This window comes from Lysinibacter cavernae (assembly GCF_011758565.1).
GTDB classification, from domain to species: Bacteria; Actinomycetota; Actinomycetes; order Actinomycetales; family Microbacteriaceae; genus Lysinibacter; species Lysinibacter cavernae.
Genome location: NZ_JAAMOX010000001.1, coordinates 1996232 through 2010653, shown reverse-complemented (window position 1 = coordinate 2010653; position 14422 = coordinate 1996232). Strand labels below are relative to the sequence as shown.

The following is a 14422-nucleotide window of genomic DNA, read 5'->3' as shown; positions in this document are numbered from 1 at the left end:
AAAGCAATGAAAACAGCAGCTAAGGGCCTGATTATCGGCTCTCTTGGGGTAGGCCTCCTCGTGGGCGGCAGCACCTTTGCACTATGGGTCGACAACGCGGATGTTGACGGTGGACTCATTACTGCAGGTAACCTCGATGTCTCCCCAGAGGGTGGCGCATCGTGGTTCGATGTCAGTCCTGACGTTGATCACGGAGCGGTTGGTGCGACGAGGCACTCAATCGACCCAGCAACGTTCCTGATTGTTCCTGGCGACACCATCGAGTACAACCAGGCGCTCAAGCTTGATCTTTCCGGTGACAACCTCAAGGCGAAACTCACGGTTGACGTGCCAACGCTCACGGATGTTGCTGGCCAGCCGACGTTCGATAGCCGACTGACGGGGCAATACCGCGTCTACCTCGGTGACACGGCGACCGGCACCCCGATAGGTACGGGGGCTACGCCTCTCGGCGACTCGCTCGTGGTCAACGATCTGACGCCGGCATCCGCCAGCACAGACGACACGTACACCGTGGTGATCACATTTCATTTTGATAGCGGGACCGAAGGCCAGGAGCTGGTTGGCGTCAACGCCAAAGCCCTCCTTGACGACCTGAACGTTACCCTCGACCAGGTTCGTCCTTAGCCTACCGACCAGGGTGGCTTACGACTCCCGGAAACTTCGTAAGCCACCCACCCCTTCGTTCTCCTCGAATGAATCCATAGTCAACACAGACGTTAGCCATAGACGAGAGGCAGCACCATGAACAGCAGATACCGCAACGCGGCGATCGCGGCCCTTGTAGGGCTCGTGATCGGAAGCGGGGTAGCCGCAACGTCGTATGCGCTCTGGGTTGATAAGACCGACTTCAACGGGGAACTCACCGGCGGATATATCCACTTTGCGGTTGACGACCCGAAGACGAACCCCGCCTCTCTGAAGCGAATCAGTAACTTTGGCGAGGAACTCGCGTGGAGCCTTCCTCGTGGAGAAGCCGGGCGGCAGCTGAACGGGAGCGGTCAACCCGCGCACATCCTCCGGGATGTCGCCCCAAATGCTCCACAGGTAGCGGCAATCGAGATCGACGAACAATCCCAGGGAAACCGGGGAATGTCATGGGGTCTCGACGACGTGACCGTTGACGGCGACCCGCTGCTCACCAACCTGTTGCATGTTCGGATTGCCAAGGTTGCCGACGCGGCCGCCTGCGTGGTTGGTGCGACGGCTGGACCAAACCCGCTGTACTCTGGTCCGCTCTCAACCGCAATGATTTCGCAGAAGCCGCTCGTTGCAAGCACCTACAAAAACACGCTCTGGACAACGCCTCAAAAGACCTACCTCTGTATGGAATTTTCTGTCGGTGAGAATCTTGGTGACTACGAGAACACGGCAACCGTGAACGGAACCGCCGAGAGCCTCGCAACACCGGCACCAACGGTGACGGATAGCGATTCATGGAACGGGCAGATCGTGCCAAGCGGCGTTTCCAGAGACGCAAAAGTTGATTTCAACTTCTCGTACACCACGTATCGTCCCGGTGGGGAACCGACACCATGAGTACCGTAACTCGCACCCAGCGTCCTGAGTCCGCTCGCCGTCCTCGGCACGGACGTGAGGATGCTCCAAGTGCAGAAACTGCGACACCGCAGCAGCGGTCGTGGCCGCGTCGAGTGGCGCGTTGGGCGCTCACATTCGCAGCCATCGCTGTTGGCCTCGTCGCTCTCGCCGCTCTTGTTGTTCCGCGTATCATCGGTGCCGTGCCGCTCGCGGTCCTTACCGGGTCGATGAATCCGGCCATCCACCCCGGCGACCTTATCGTGACGCAGCCGACCGATATCGACAACATCAGGGTTGGCGACGTCATCACGTTCCAGCCCAACTCGGCAGATCCCATGCTCATCACCCACAGGGTTGTTGAGAAGAGCGTCGTAGGCGGCGAAGCGCAACTGGTGACGAGGGGCGACGCCAACGGAGCAAACGACGAACCGATTGTCGCAGACCAGGTCAAAGGCAAAGTGCTGTACTCGCTACCCTACGTGGGCTACGCAACCCAGGCAGTGCCGAATGACCTGCGCGCCTGGGCAGTGCCTGCCGTTGGAGTCGTGCTGATCGGCTATGCCGCAGTGACCCTCACCCTGTCTTTTAGAAGAACTCGCCAAGAACGTGCGCAACAGGAGGAACTCTCATGAACAGGCTACTCGCGAGGAGCGCAATATTCGTGGTGACGGCGGCCCTCATCGGTGCCGCATCGGTGAGCTCGGCAGCGTTTGCCGACACAACCTATGAGGACGCTATCGGGCTGAGCTGGTCGCCAACCGGCCCGTACGAGGGCACCACAACCATCCCGATGTATCCGAACCCACGGGTGGTTCCTGGGGACACCGATAGCAAAACGGTGTGGGTGCGCAACGACGGTCCCGCTGAGGGACAGCTGAAAGCCACCATTACGAATGTTGTGCTCGGCGGTGACGTAAACGACCAGTTTTACAAAGACTTTACGATCAACGGTCAGCAGGTGTTCGACTACAACGGCGTAGATACCCAGGTGGCTGACATCCTGCTGCCGATGGGCGATACCACCTCGATTACCGTCAACTACGAGTTCCCCGAGGCCGCGACGAGCGGTAACTATAAGGAACAGGGAACCGTTTCAGTGCATTTTGATCTTGTGCTTTCGATCGCGGGTCCAGAGAAAGAGCTGCACATGAACGCGCGGGCGATCTGTCAGCGTGATGTTGCCAGGGTCTTCTACGACCTTGAAACCGTTGGCGTTGAGAATCCAGATTCTCTGCCGGTGACGGCGACGTGGCGTCAGGCAGACGGCACCCTGGTCAGGGTCGATACGATCCCTGCGGGGCAGACCAGTGGCAGCCTCCTCTGGCCTGGAGCGGTTGTGAACGACGACGACATCGCCGTTGGATGGCCCGGATGGCGGGTCGTCAAGGAAGGCGAGACTCCTGACTGGGAGAACTACGTCTACGACCCAACCCTCGACTCGACCAAGTGGCGCGAGCCGCTCACCATCACCTTCGAGATGAACCCGACAGATGTTGTCACACTTGAGTACCCTCCGGTCTCGCCAGCGGGATGTGAGGTTCCGCGTGACCCAGGTGTGTACATTACAAAGGTTGCGAGCGTAGGAACGGTTGCAGCAGGATCAAACTTTGATTACACGATCGAGGTTGGAAACACCGGTCTCGGTGCGGTTCACCCGGTGACGCTCAGCGACCCGATCCCTGGAAACCTCAAGGTCAACACCGTTTCGACGGCGGGTGCCCCGACGTATCCTCGCTGGGATGGCTGCGCGGTTACCGGCGCAAATAGTGCCGGCTACGGCGGAACCCTGAACTGTACGCTCAACGGGTACCTCGGCTACAACGAAGTTGCTCCTGCGGTTGTGCTGAACGTCACGGTGAATGCAAACACCCCCTCTGGCAGCCTCACGAACGTGGCGACCGAGTGCGCGACGGACCCGGATACCCCGACTGTTGCCGCGCTGTGTAAGGATGCCGAGGCAGTCGTAAACATTGTTCCGAAGGGAACCGTAGTGAGTGGTGCCGGGCTGAGCATGACCGGTAGCGACCTTGCAATGGCCGGAGGCGCGGTCGCCGCCCTGCTCGCGATGGGCTTCGCCGCCCTGACTATCGCCAAGAGGCGCCGGTCCGCAGAAGAGTAGGGGTAAGCCTTCCTGCGCACAGCTGGGGGTTGCAACGAATGTCCGTCACGGGGACTCGTTGCAACCCCCGAATGTGTGTGGCTACTCCGCCGAAATGCTGCTCGGCGTCCGTGGGCCGACGGGCTCGGCTGATTGCGAGACGGCGCAGAAAATGCCAATGGACAGCATCCCAGCGAGCGACGTAATGATGATGGCAGCAAGTCCACGCTGGACGGGTCGTGACAGTGAACGGTTTTCGATTTGACGTTGCATCGAAACAGCACGTTCAGTATTTAACAGCACGAATGGATCCCCCCGGATACGCGCGTAAAAGGTGCGGATGCCCCCTACGCATTCAACCCTTTTAGGCTAAGGCACCGCCTGCCCGATTTGGTTCAAGGATCAACTTAACCGGCGGAGTTCACCCAGGGGTTTCACCCCACCCTGAGCGGAAGCTGGAAGTCGGGTGCTAGCCGCCGCAGATTCCGCCGCAGCAACCGTCTCCATCAGCAGCTGGCTTGGCCGAAGCCTCGGCATCCGGGCGAGTAGGGGCGTCGAGCGCTGAGCGCAGCACCTGGGCGAGGTGCTGCGCCTCAACGCCTGTTCCCTGGCTCACTTGTGTTCGGCATGAGAACCCGTCTGCGAGGACAAGGGTGTCGTCAGCCCGACCACGAATCTTTGGGAACAGTTCGCGCTCAGCGAGGGTCTGTGAAATTTCGAAGTGGCCGGGTTCAAATCCGAAGTTGCCTGCGAGGCCGCAGCATCCTGCCCCAACAACGTCGTTGCAGACGCCAACCTTTTCGAGCACGGAGGCATCCGCGTCGTAGCTGCCCTTTGCTTCCTGATGGCAGTGCACCTGGGTGACGGCAGGCACGTCGAGCTGTCCAAACGGCCACGGGCCGTCGTGGTTGTCAACAATCTCTGCAAGCGTCACCATGAGTTTGGCGAGGTGCTTGGCCCTCTGGTCGTTTGGCAACAGCTCAGGGCATTCGTCGGCAAGCATGACCGTGCAGGACGGTTCAAGGCCAACGATGGGGATGTTCGCCGCGATCGCCGGTTCGAGCGCATCAAGCGTCGCGGTGAGCACCCGCTTCGTCTGTTCAAGCTGGCCGGTCGAGTGCCAGGTGAGGCCGCAACAGACATCCTTCTTTGGGATGATGACGTTGTACCCGAGCGCCTCGAGCACCTCAACTGCCGCAATGCCAACGGCCGGGCTGTTGAAATTGCTGAACGTGTCGGGCCAGAGCATCACCGTTCGCTGCGGTTCGACGGTGCCCCGCCCGGTGAGCAGTGCGCTGCCAACCGATTTGAGGGCGCCGTCGGTGTCAGCAGAAACGGCGCCACGCTTACGGAACCACGACGTCATCGTCTGCGGCGCAAACGCGATCATGCGGCGCTTCGGCTCGATGCCGCCGAGGCGTTTCACCACCTCTTCGATCCAGCGCACCGACAGCACCGCATTTGCCAGCCGGATGACGCCGGGCACTTTGTGCATGTAGCGCATGAGGAGCGGCAGCCAGCCCATCGTGTAGTGGGCCATCGGGCGCAGGCGCCTGTGGTAGAACCTGTTCAGGAACTCCGATTTATAGGTCGCCATGTCGACGTTAACCGGGCATTCGCTTGAGCAGGCCTTGCACGAAAGGCAGAGGTCGAGCGCATCCTTGACCTCGGTCGAACGCCAGCCATCAGCGATGGTTTCGCCGCGCAGCATCTCGGAAAGCACACGGGCGCGTCCGCGGGTGGAGTGAACTTCGTCGCCGGTCGCCTGGAATGATGGGCACATCGAACCGACGTCCGAGCGGCACGCTCCAACGCCAACGCAGCGGTTGACGGCCGCGACAAACGATCCGTTGTCCCTGCTCAGCGCGTGGACGGGGATGAGCTCGTTTGCCCGCTGGGCCTTGCCTGGGCGGATTCGGTCGTCGATGGCGTCCGGGTCAACCAGCACACCCGGGTTGAAGCGTCCAGACGGGTCAAAGATGGTCTTGAACTCGCGGAACGCGCGCATGGCCTGCTTCGAAAATACCTTGTGCAGCAGTTCTGATCGCGCCCGGCCGTCGCCGTGCTCTCCTGAGAGGGAGCCGCCGTAGCCTGCCACGATATCCGCAGCCCGCTCCATGAACCTGCGGTAGGCGGCAACGCCCTCGTCGCTGTAGAGGTCGAAGCTCAGTCGAAGGTGCACGCATCCCTCGCCGAAGTGGCCGAACGGGATTCCCCGCAGGCCGGATTCGTCCATGAGGGCGTAGAGATCGCGCAGATACTCAGCGAGGTGTTCTGGCGGCACCGCGGAATCTTCCCACCCTGGCCAGGCCTCGCCGCCGTCGGGAAGGCGAGTCACGATGCCTGCGCTCGCCTCGCGGATGCGCCAGAGCGCCCGTGCCTCGGCCGCTCCAAGCACGATGTCGGATGCGGCCAGGTTGCCGTCGAGCCCGGCAACGAGCGCCGCGGCAATACCCTCGGCTTCTTCACGCGTGTCGGCGCCCGTCTCGCAGAAAAGCCAGCCGCCGGCCGTTTCTGATGCTGGCAGCTCGCGGCCAGCGTCCTGCTGGCCAGGCTTGCTTCGGAGGGCACCAAGCAGATCGGAGCCCATGCCCTCGATCGTATACACGCCGGGGAGACGAAGGCCAGCGGATGCTGCTGCCGCATCAAACACGGTTGGGAACGCCAGCACGGCCAGCGCTGTTGCCCGCGGCTTCTCAACAAGGGTGACGGTGAGTTCGGTGATGATGCCGCAGGTGCCCTCGGAGCCAACAAAGGCCCTTGCCACGTCAAAGCCTTTCTCTGGAAGCAGGTAGTGCAGCCCGTACCCGGAGACCTGGCGAGGGAACCGGCCAAGCTCGGTGCGCAGCATCGCGAGATTGTTATCGCGCAGGTCGCGCAATTTGGCGTCGATGGTCGGGTCCGAGCATCCGTCTGGCGTGAGCTCAATCTCGCGACCGTCATCAAGCATGACCCACATCGAGACGAGGTTATCGGCGGCGGTGCCCCAGGCAACGGAGTGTGAGCCACAGGCGTTGTTGCCAACCATGCCGCCGATGGTGCAGCGGGCGTGTGTCGAAGGGTCTGGGCCGTACGTCAGACCAAATTCTGCGGCGGCGTCCCGCAGCTGGTCGCAGATCACGCCGGGCTGGACCCTCGCGACGCGACGTTCGGCATCCACCTCAAGAATCTGGTTGAAGTATCGGCTTGTGTCGATGATGAGGCCCTCGCCGATGGCGTTACCGGCCACGGAGGTTCCGCCCCCGCGGCCGGTTATTGGCCAGTTGTTTTGGCGTGCCAGAGCGATGCCCTGCCGGATCTCGTCCACGTTGCGTGGCTCGAGAACAGCGTGTGGTTTGCGACGATAGATGGATGCGTCGGAAACGTAGGCGGCCAGCGTCGTGAGGTCGGTGCGCAGGGGGAGCTGCTGCTCCGCAACCGCGACTGATCCGGCCTGTTCTTCGCCGTGCTCTGGCAGTGCCATGGTTATGCTCCGGTTCTCACTGAGTTGTTCTCCTCAGTATCACTCAGTGGGGCGTCATCGGTCGGTTGAACGCCGTTGGCGAGTTGCGCGGCTTTCTGCTTTTTGCCGCTCATTACGAGCCCAATGATGAGAACAACAGCGAGTCCCTGTGCTGCGATCATCACGATGACGGCCATGCCGCTGTCGCCGGTCGCGTCCTGGATCCACCCGACGGCGTAGGGGCTGAAGAATCCGGCCGTGTTTCCAAGCGAGTTGATGAGTGCAATACCACTTGCCGCGCCAGCGCCAGCGAGGAAGGACGTTGGCAGGTTCCAGAACAGCGGCTTAGAGGTTTGCACTGCCATGGTCGCAACGGTGATCGCCATGAAGGCCATCATCGGAAGGTTTCCAAGGGTGAGGGCGGTGGCGCCAAAGGCAAACGTCGAGATAATGAGTGCGATGAGCACTGGGCGCGACGACTTCTCGTCCTTCACGAGGCGACCGACGAGGAACATGCAGATGGCGGCAAAGAGGAACGGGATGGCGTTGAGCCAGCCGATGGCCGTGCTCGACAGGTCTCCAGTGACGTCCTTGATGACCGAGGGCATCCAGTAGGTCAGCGGGTAGGAGCCGCACTGCAACAGGAAGTAGATTGCGGCGAGAACGATGACCTTCTTGTTCTTCAGTGCCGACAGGTGACCCTTTGGCGCACCAACCGTGCGCTCGGCGTCTTCCTTCTTGAGGGTGTATTCAAGCCATTCGCGTTCCTGCACGCCGAGCCACTTCGCTTTGGCTGGCGAGTCGGCAATCATGATGAAGTACACGATTCCCATCAGGATTGCGGGGATGCCGCCGATGATGAAGACCCAGCGCCAGCTTTCCATCCCGAAGACGCCCTCGAAGGTGTCGAGAATCCAACCGTTGAGCGGTGAGCCAATGAGCCCGGCGAGCGGGATGGCCATCATGACGGTCGCAACAACTTTTGCGCGTTCCTTGTTTGGGTACCACCGCGTGAGGAAGAGCAGGATGCCTGGGAAGAACCCGGCCTCGGCAACACCGAGCAGGAAGCGAAGCAGGTAGATCACTTCAACGTTGGGCGCAAACGCCATGAGCGTGCCAACGATGCCCCACGTGATCATGATGCGGCTGAGCCAGACTCTGGCCCCAAACTTCACCATGAGGATGTTGCTCGGTACTTCCGCGAGCAGGTAGCCGGCAAAGAAGATGCCAGCGGCAAAACCGTATTGCGCGGCGGTCATCTCGAAGGACTGCTCCATGCCGAGCTTGGCAAACGAGATGTTTACCCGGTCGACGTAGCTGATGAAATAACCGATGATCAGCAGCGGGATGAGCCGGCGGGTAATTTTGGCCAGGGTCTTTTTCTGGGCTTCCGCGCTGAGTACGGGGGGAGTGGATGTTGGCATAAACGCTCTTCCTTGAACGCGGTTGCACGGCGGTGCAACCTGTGGTGAGTAGGCTTCTGGGATAGTAACATGTTACAGGTTACGATCAAAGTCACCCTCTCGCCTCCTCACTTCCCCGCCCTCTCGCCTCCTCGTTTCCTCGCCCTCCCGCCCTTGCCTCTCGCTTCCTGTCTCGTGGGGCGCACTTTTGCTCGTGGGGCGCGAAATATTGCGCCCCACGAGCAAAAGCGCGCCCCACGAGCGGTTGGCCCGTCCTCGTACGTGCCATAATTTCAGGCATGGCATCCAGCTTATTTAGCGCCCCAGCCGGCCTCGACAACTCCCTCACCGCCCAGGTGATGAACGGGGTGCGAGCGGCGATCGAAGAGCGTCGGATGACCCCCGGCAACCTCTACTCCGTGTATCAGGTGGCCGAAGAGCTTGGCATCTCGCGAAGCCCCGTTCGAGACGCCTTGCTTCGGCTAGAGGAGGCCGGCCTCATCCGTTTTGAACGGAACCGTGGCTTTCGAGTTCTCCAGACGACGCCCCATGACGTGGCCGAGATCTTCGCGATTCGGATGGCCCTTGAGATTCCTGCCGCGCATCGGGCCGCGCTCCTCATGAGCGCCGAGCAGGAGGCCGAGCTCCAGCAGGCCGTGGTTCTCGCGCTCGCCGCGGCGGAGGCGGGGGATGAGGCGCTCTTCTTCCATCACGACCAGCAGATTCACGACATCATCCTTGTCGCCGCACACAACGAGCGGGCCAGGCAGCAGATTTCGCGGCTTCGGGTGTCGACGCGGCTGCTTGGGGTGTCAACCGCTGGCGACGCGAGAACGCTTTCCGACATCGTTGAGGAGCATCAGCCCATCATTGACGGCGTGCTCGGGCATGACCCCGAGCGGGCCGCTGCCGGGATGCGAAGGCACCTTGAGCACACCGGCCGGCTGCTGGTGGCCCAGGCCGTTCGCAAGCAAGACCTCGACCTCGATCCTGATGAGGTCTGGGACGAAATGACCTGGGGCTTCTAGTGCCTCGTCTGGTATCCCAGACGCGCACCGAATGAAACTCGTTGTTCGCCCCCTTGCCTACCGATTGGATAGCAGGAGACACACCAAACGGAAGGCATAACGATGGCGTTACCAGGCGCACGGCCAGTGCGGGCAGCACGCGGCACCACGATTTCTGCAAAGAGCTGGCAGACCGAGGCAGTCCTACGGATGCTTCACAACAACCTCGATCCAGAGGTGGCTGAGCGTCCAGACGACCTCGTTGTCTACGGCGGAACCGGGCGGGCAGCACGCGACTGGGCAAGCTTTGATGCCATCTCCGCAACGCTCGCCGACCTCGAAGACGACGAGACACTGCTTGTGCAGTCGGGCAAGCCAGTCGGAGTCTTCCGCACCAACGTGTGGGCGCCGCGCGTGCTCATCGCAAACTCCAACCTTGTTGGCGACTGGGCAACGTGGCCCGAGTTCCGCAAGCTTGAGGCAGAAGGCCTGACCATGTACGGCCAGATGACGGCCGGTTCGTGGATTTACATCGGAACCCAGGGCATCCTGCAGGGAACCTACGAGACCTTCGCTGCAATCGCAAATAAGCGCTTTGGTGGTAGCCTCGCCGGCACGCTCACCCTGACCGGTGGATGCGGTGGCATGGGCGGGGCCCAGCCGCTCTCCGTCACGCTTAATGGCGGGGCAGTACTCATCGTCGATGTTGACAAAACGCGCCTCGATCGCCGTGCCGGCAAGCGATACCTCGACGTTGTTGAGACCGACATTGACGTCGCCCTTGAGAAGGTGCTCGCGGCCAAGGAAAGCAAAACCGCGCTGTCTGTTGGTCTTGTTGGTAACGCAGCCGAGGTCTTTCCTGAGCTGCTTCGCCGTGGCATCCCCATCGATATCGTGACCGACCAGACGTCGGCGCACGACCCGCTCTCGTACCTCCCCGTTGGCATTTCGGTCGAGGAGTGGCACGCGCGGGCCGAGGCCGACGCTGAGGAGTTCACTCGCCTGTCGCGCGAATCCATGGCCGCCCAGGTCAAGGCAATGGTCGAGTTTCAGGATGCTGGCGCTGAGGTCTTCGACTATGGCAACTCAATCCGCGACGAGGCCCGCCAGGCAGGCTACGACCGCGCGTTCGAATTCCCCGGCTTTGTTCCTGCCTACATCCGCCCGCTGTTCTGCGAGGGGCTTGGGCCCTTCCGCTGGGTTGCGCTCTCAGGTGACCCGAAAGACATTGAGGTTACTGACCAAGCGATGCTTGAGCTCTTCCCGGAAAACGAGCACCTCAAGCGCTGGATCCACGCCGCTCAGGAGCATGTCGAGTTTGAGGGCTTGCCAGCGCGGATCTGCTGGCTTGGCTACGGCGACCGTGCAAAGGCCGGCGTCCGTTTTAATGAGCTTGTCGCTGAGGGTAAAATTTCGGCCCCGATCGTGATCGGTCGAGACCACCTCGACTCCGGCTCGGTTGCGTCGCCCTACCGCGAGACGGAATCGATGCTTGATGGTTCAGACGCTATCGCCGACTGGCCGTTGCTGAACGCCCTCACGAGCACCTCGTCGGGTGCAACTTGGGTTTCGATTCACCACGGTGGTGGCGTCGGCATTGGCCGCTCGATCCACTCTGGCCAGGTCAGCGTTGCAGATGGCACGCCGCTTGCCGCCGAGAAGCTGCAGCGTCTGCTCACGAACGACCCCGGCATGGGCGTCATCCGTCACGTGGATGCCGGCTACTCCAGGGCCGTGGAGGTCGCGGAGGAGCGCGACGTCCGCATCCCGATGAAACCCCGCATCCGCGACTAACACCTGCATCTATTTGGGAGTTTCTGCGCACAAATCGCATGATTACTGCAGAAACTCCCAAATGGTTTCCTTATCTTTTTGATCGGACGGAGCCCGCTGTGAGCATTCTCATCACGAACATTGGCGAGTTGACTACCAACGATGACTCGCTCGCGAACTCTCGAGTGAAGGATGCCGCGGTTATCCTCGATGGCGACCGCGTCGGCTGGGTTGGTTCGGCTGCCGATGCCCCTGCTGCCGACGAACTGGTGGATGCCGCTGGCCGCGCCGTCCTCCCCGGCTGGGTCGACTCGCACACCCACATGGTGTTCGCTGGCGACCGCACGGCAGAGTTCGAGGCCCGCATGGCCGGCGAATCGTACGCAGCTGGCGGCATCAACGTGACGGTTTCGGCGACGAGGGCCGCTACCGACGACGAGCTTCGGGTAAACCTGCAGCGGCTAGTTGACGAGGCCCGTCGCGGCGGCACAACCACGATGGAGACAAAAACCGGGTACGGTCTGACGGTTGCCGACGAAGTTCGTTCCGCGCGGGTAGCCGCAGGCATTGTTGATGAGGTGACGTTCCTCGGGGCGCATGTTGTACCTTCAGGGAGCGATAGGGATGAGTACCTTTCGCTCGTCACGGGGGAGATGCTCGACGCCGTGGCTCCGTTTGTCTCGGCCGTCGATGTCTTCTGCGAGACTGGCGCGTTCGACGCCGTCGAAACGGCCCGAATCCTAGAAACGGCCGCGTCGAAAGGCCTCGCCACGCACGTGCACGGAAACCAGCTTGGTCATGGACCTGGCGTTCAACTTGCCGTTGCGCACAACTCTCTGAGCGTCGACCACCTCGGATTTCTTGACGACAAGGATGTTGAAGCCCTCGCCGAGAGCTGGCGAAACGGCGGCCGTGGAACCGTTGCGACCGTCCTCCCAGCCTGCGACCTCTCAACGCGGATGCCACTCGCGCCGGCCAAGCAGCTCCTTGACGCTGGAGCCGTGGTTGCGATCGCAAGCAACTGCAACCCAGGAACCTCCTACACCTCGTCTATGAACTTTTGCGTTGCGACCGCGGTGCTGCAGATGGGCCTCACGATTGAGCAGGCCGTTCGTGCGGCCACACTCGGCGGGGCGATCGCCCTCGGGCGCGACACGGAACGCGCAGGAAAGCCGCGCGTCGGAGTGATCGCACCCGGCGCTCGTGCCGACCTGCAAATGCTCGGCGCACCATCCATCACCCACCTCGCATACCGCCCGGGTATGCCACTCACGGCAGCCGTCTGGGCCGCTGGACGGCGAGCGGTCTAGCCCGGCCCCACGCACATCCCACCTCATCCCCCACGTCACCGCTTCCCAGTGGCGTCCCGTCGAGTGCCCCCATATCGACCTGCCCGCGCGTTTTTGGAGTGTTTTGAGGGCACTCGACGCCTCAGAACAGGCAAAGGCTATGCGAAGAAGCCCCTGAGGAGCGCAGAGGTGCCCTCGAGATGCTCGCGCATAACGGCCTCGGCCGCAGCCGGATTACCCGCGAGGATCGCGACTGCAAGCTGCTCGTGCTGCTCGTTTGAGTGGCTGATGTTTGGTCCGATGAGGGGCAGACAATCGAGCAGGTTGTTCACGCGCATTTTTGCGTCGGCCAGGGGCGCTACGAGTGAAGGGATACCGGCGAGTTCCGCAATCTGCAGGTGAAAGCGTGAGTCGAGGCGCCGGTAGTTTTCGGCTGTTGCCGCGCGCGATTCTTCGAGTGCGCGCCAGAGCCCATCGCGCTCGGCGGCACTGAGCGACCTGCTCGCGGCCTCCCTCGCTGCACCCGTCTCAAGGATCATGCGAAGCCCGAGCGCATCGCTGAGTTGTTCTGCCGAGACGTCAGATGGGGAACCGGGCGCGGGCGCGGCATCCGGCGGCAACTGGTCGGCCACAAATGTGCCACCGTAGCGTCCCCTGCGCGATACCAGGTACCCCGCCTCTGCGAGGGTCGCGAGGGCATCGCGAAGGGTGTCACGGCTGACACCGAGGCGGATCGCGAACTCCCGTTCCGGTGGCAGCTGCTCACCAGGCGCGACAACGCCGAGCCGAACCATCTGCAGCAGCCGCTGCAGCGTTTCTTCGAAGGCATTTGGGCTGCGCACGTGGCGCCGCCTCGGATGGTCGTCGGGTTCAACGGAACGTACCGGGGACGCCTCTTCCTGGTGTTCGGCGGCATCCGGTGTTGTGGATGCGGTGGCGCCGGGGGTCGCCGAGTCGGCTAGCAGCAGGTGCAGCAGGCCATTCTCGGCGGATGGTTGGGCGGTCATGGTGAGCTAGATCGCCGTCACGTAGGCGCCGCTGATGCCTCCATCGACCAGGAACGTCGAGGCATTTACAAACGAGGCGTCGTCGCTCGCGAGGAAGGCGACGGCCGCTGCGAGTTCTTCTGGTTCGGCAAAGCTGCCGCGGGGCACATGTACGAGGCGGCGCTGGGCGCGCTCAGGGTCAGAGGCAAACAGCTCTTTGAGTAGAGGGGTGTTGACCGGTCCTGGGCAGAGCGCATTCACTCGGATGCCTTGGCGAGCAAACTGCACACCGAGTTCGCGGCTCATCGCGAGTACACCGCCCTTTGACGCGGTGTACGAGATCTGGCTGGTTGCCGAACCGAGCACAGCGACGAAGGATGCGGTGTTGATGATGGATCCGCTTCCCTGCTTGGTCATGTGTCGGAGGGCCGCGCGGCAGCAGAGGTACACGCTCTTGAGGTTAACGTCTTGCACGAGGTCCCATGCTGGCAGCTCGGTTGTTTCGATGGAGTCGTCGGATGCCGGTGAAATTCCGGCGTTGTTGAACGCGATATCCACTTTCCCGTAGCGCTGCACCGTCGTGTCGAAAAGATTATCGACCTGTTCTTTGTCGGTTACGTTGACTTCGATAAAGAATCCGTCAACGAGTTCGGCGGCGGCCTGTCCAGCGACAGGGTCCAGATCGCCGATAACAACGGTGGCGCCTTCTGCCGCGAAGCGCTGGGCCGTTGCGAGGCCAATGCCGCTCGCGCCTCCGGTGATCACGGCGATTTTTCCGGCGAGACGCTGGGTGAGGTCAATCTTTGGAACGCTCATCTGAAACTCCTCAGTCTGTGTTGTTGATGTTTGGAAGAGATCTGACGCAAGAATTCCTTCCCTCGCGCG

12 protein-coding genes are annotated in these 14422 nt (G+C 61.9%); 7 read left to right on the top strand and 5 right to left on the bottom strand.

All coding sequences use genetic code 11. The features are described 5' to 3' along the window. The first annotated feature begins 6 nt into the window (after window positions 1-6). The 4 genes from FHX76_RS08755 (at window position 7) to FHX76_RS08740 (ending at window position 3658) form a co-directional block, all read left to right on the top strand. Window positions 7-627 (top strand): alternate-type signal peptide domain-containing protein, encoded by a 621-nt coding sequence (locus FHX76_RS08755; RefSeq protein ID WP_167149881.1) that lies wholly within the window; start codon window positions 7-9, stop codon window positions 625-627. A 117-nt stretch (window positions 628-744) separates the two neighbouring features. Beyond that, window positions 745-1539: a hypothetical protein gene (locus tag FHX76_RS08750; protein WP_167149879.1), complete on the top strand. Its 795-nt coding sequence runs from the start codon at window positions 745-747 to the stop codon at window positions 1537-1539. Beyond that, window positions 1536-2171 carry a signal peptidase I gene (locus tag FHX76_RS08745; RefSeq protein WP_167149876.1) on the top strand — a complete coding sequence of 212 codons (636 nt, stop codon included), beginning with the start codon at window positions 1536-1538 and terminating at the stop codon, window positions 2169-2171. The genes FHX76_RS08750 and FHX76_RS08745 overlap by 4 nt, the downstream gene beginning before the upstream one ends. Further along, window positions 2168-3658, top strand: a complete 1491-nt coding sequence (locus FHX76_RS08740) for a DUF11 domain-containing protein (protein WP_167149874.1) — start codon at window positions 2168-2170, stop codon at window positions 3656-3658. The genes FHX76_RS08745 and FHX76_RS08740 overlap by 4 nt, the downstream gene beginning before the upstream one ends. Window positions 3659-3739: 81 nt before the next feature. Here FHX76_RS08740 and FHX76_RS08735 read toward each other — a convergent pair whose 3' ends face one another. The 3 genes from FHX76_RS08735 to FHX76_RS08725 all read right to left on the bottom strand — a co-directional run bounded on the left by FHX76_RS08735 (window position 3740) and on the right by FHX76_RS08725 (window position 8503). Further along, window positions 3740-3910, bottom strand: coding sequence for a hypothetical protein (locus FHX76_RS08735; RefSeq protein ID WP_167149872.1), 171 nt, complete (start codon window positions 3908-3910; stop codon window positions 3740-3742). Window positions 3911-4106: 196 nt separating this feature from the next. Continuing rightward, window positions 4107-7100: an FAD-binding and (Fe-S)-binding domain-containing protein gene (locus FHX76_RS08730; protein WP_167149870.1), complete on the bottom strand. Its 2994-nt coding sequence runs from the start codon at window positions 7098-7100 to the stop codon at window positions 4107-4109. Window positions 7101-7102: 2 nt separating this feature from the next. After that, window positions 7103-8503, bottom strand: coding sequence for an MFS transporter (locus tag FHX76_RS08725; RefSeq protein ID WP_167149868.1), 1401 nt, complete (start codon window positions 8501-8503; stop codon window positions 7103-7105). A 278-nt stretch (window positions 8504-8781) separates the two neighbouring features. Here FHX76_RS08725 and FHX76_RS08720 point away from each other — a divergent pair, with 278 nt between their 5' ends. The 3 genes from FHX76_RS08720 to hutI all read left to right on the top strand — a co-directional run bounded on the left by FHX76_RS08720 (window position 8782) and on the right by hutI (window position 12572). Continuing rightward, window positions 8782-9510, top strand: a complete 729-nt coding sequence (locus tag FHX76_RS08720; protein ID WP_167149865.1) for a GntR family transcriptional regulator — start codon at window positions 8782-8784, stop codon at window positions 9508-9510. 102 nt (window positions 9511-9612) lie between these two features. After that, window positions 9613-11283, top strand: a complete 1671-nt coding sequence (locus FHX76_RS08715) for a urocanate hydratase (protein WP_167149863.1) — start codon at window positions 9613-9615, stop codon at window positions 11281-11283. Window positions 11284-11321: 38 nt separating this feature from the next. After that, on the top strand, window positions 11322-12572 hold the full coding sequence (gene hutI, locus FHX76_RS08710; RefSeq protein ID WP_208402477.1) for an imidazolonepropionase: 1251 nt from the start codon (window positions 11322-11324) through the stop codon (window positions 12570-12572). A 137-nt stretch (window positions 12573-12709) separates the two neighbouring features. Here the strand turns inward: hutI and FHX76_RS08705 are convergent, their stop codons facing one another. After that, on the bottom strand, window positions 12710-13558 hold the full coding sequence (locus FHX76_RS08705; protein ID WP_167149859.1) for a FadR/GntR family transcriptional regulator: 849 nt from the start codon (window positions 13556-13558) through the stop codon (window positions 12710-12712). 6 nt (window positions 13559-13564) lie between these two features. Then, on the bottom strand, window positions 13565-14353 hold the full coding sequence (locus FHX76_RS08700) for a 3-oxoacyl-ACP reductase (RefSeq protein ID WP_167149857.1): 789 nt from the start codon (window positions 14351-14353) through the stop codon (window positions 13565-13567). Window positions 14354-14422 lie beyond the last annotated feature (69 nt).

Excerpts from the sequence above, each read along its gene's own strand:
- FHX76_RS08755 (WP_167149881.1), top strand. The coding sequence starts at position 7 with ATGAAAACAGCAGCTAAGGGCCTGATTATCGGCTCTCTTGGGGTAGGC.
- FHX76_RS08750 (WP_167149879.1), top strand. The coding sequence starts at position 745 with ATGAACAGCAGATACCGCAACGCGGCGATCGCGGCCCTTGTAGGGCTC.
- FHX76_RS08745 (WP_167149876.1), top strand. The coding sequence starts at position 1,536 with ATGAGTACCGTAACTCGCACCCAGCGTCCTGAGTCCGCTCGCCGTCCT.
- FHX76_RS08740 (WP_167149874.1), top strand. The coding sequence starts at position 2,168 with ATGAACAGGCTACTCGCGAGGAGCGCAATATTCGTGGTGACGGCGGCC.
- FHX76_RS08735 (WP_167149872.1), bottom strand. The coding sequence starts at position 3,910 with ATGCAACGTCAAATCGAAAACCGTTCACTGTCACGACCCGTCCAGCGT.
- FHX76_RS08730 (WP_167149870.1), bottom strand. The coding sequence starts at position 7,100 with ATGGCACTGCCAGAGCACGGCGAAGAACAGGCCGGATCAGTCGCGGTT.
- FHX76_RS08725 (WP_167149868.1), bottom strand. The coding sequence starts at position 8,503 with ATGCCAACATCCACTCCCCCCGTACTCAGCGCGGAAGCCCAGAAAAAG.
- FHX76_RS08720 (WP_167149865.1), top strand. The coding sequence starts at position 8,782 with ATGGCATCCAGCTTATTTAGCGCCCCAGCCGGCCTCGACAACTCCCTC.
- FHX76_RS08715 (WP_167149863.1), top strand. The coding sequence starts at position 9,613 with ATGGCGTTACCAGGCGCACGGCCAGTGCGGGCAGCACGCGGCACCACG.
- hutI (WP_208402477.1), top strand. The coding sequence starts at position 11,322 with ATGATTACTGCAGAAACTCCCAAATGGTTTCCTTATCTTTTTGATCGG.
- FHX76_RS08705 (WP_167149859.1), bottom strand. The coding sequence starts at position 13,558 with ATGACCGCCCAACCATCCGCCGAGAATGGCCTGCTGCACCTGCTGCTA.
- FHX76_RS08700 (WP_167149857.1), bottom strand. The coding sequence starts at position 14,353 with ATGAGCGTTCCAAAGATTGACCTCACCCAGCGTCTCGCCGGAAAAATC.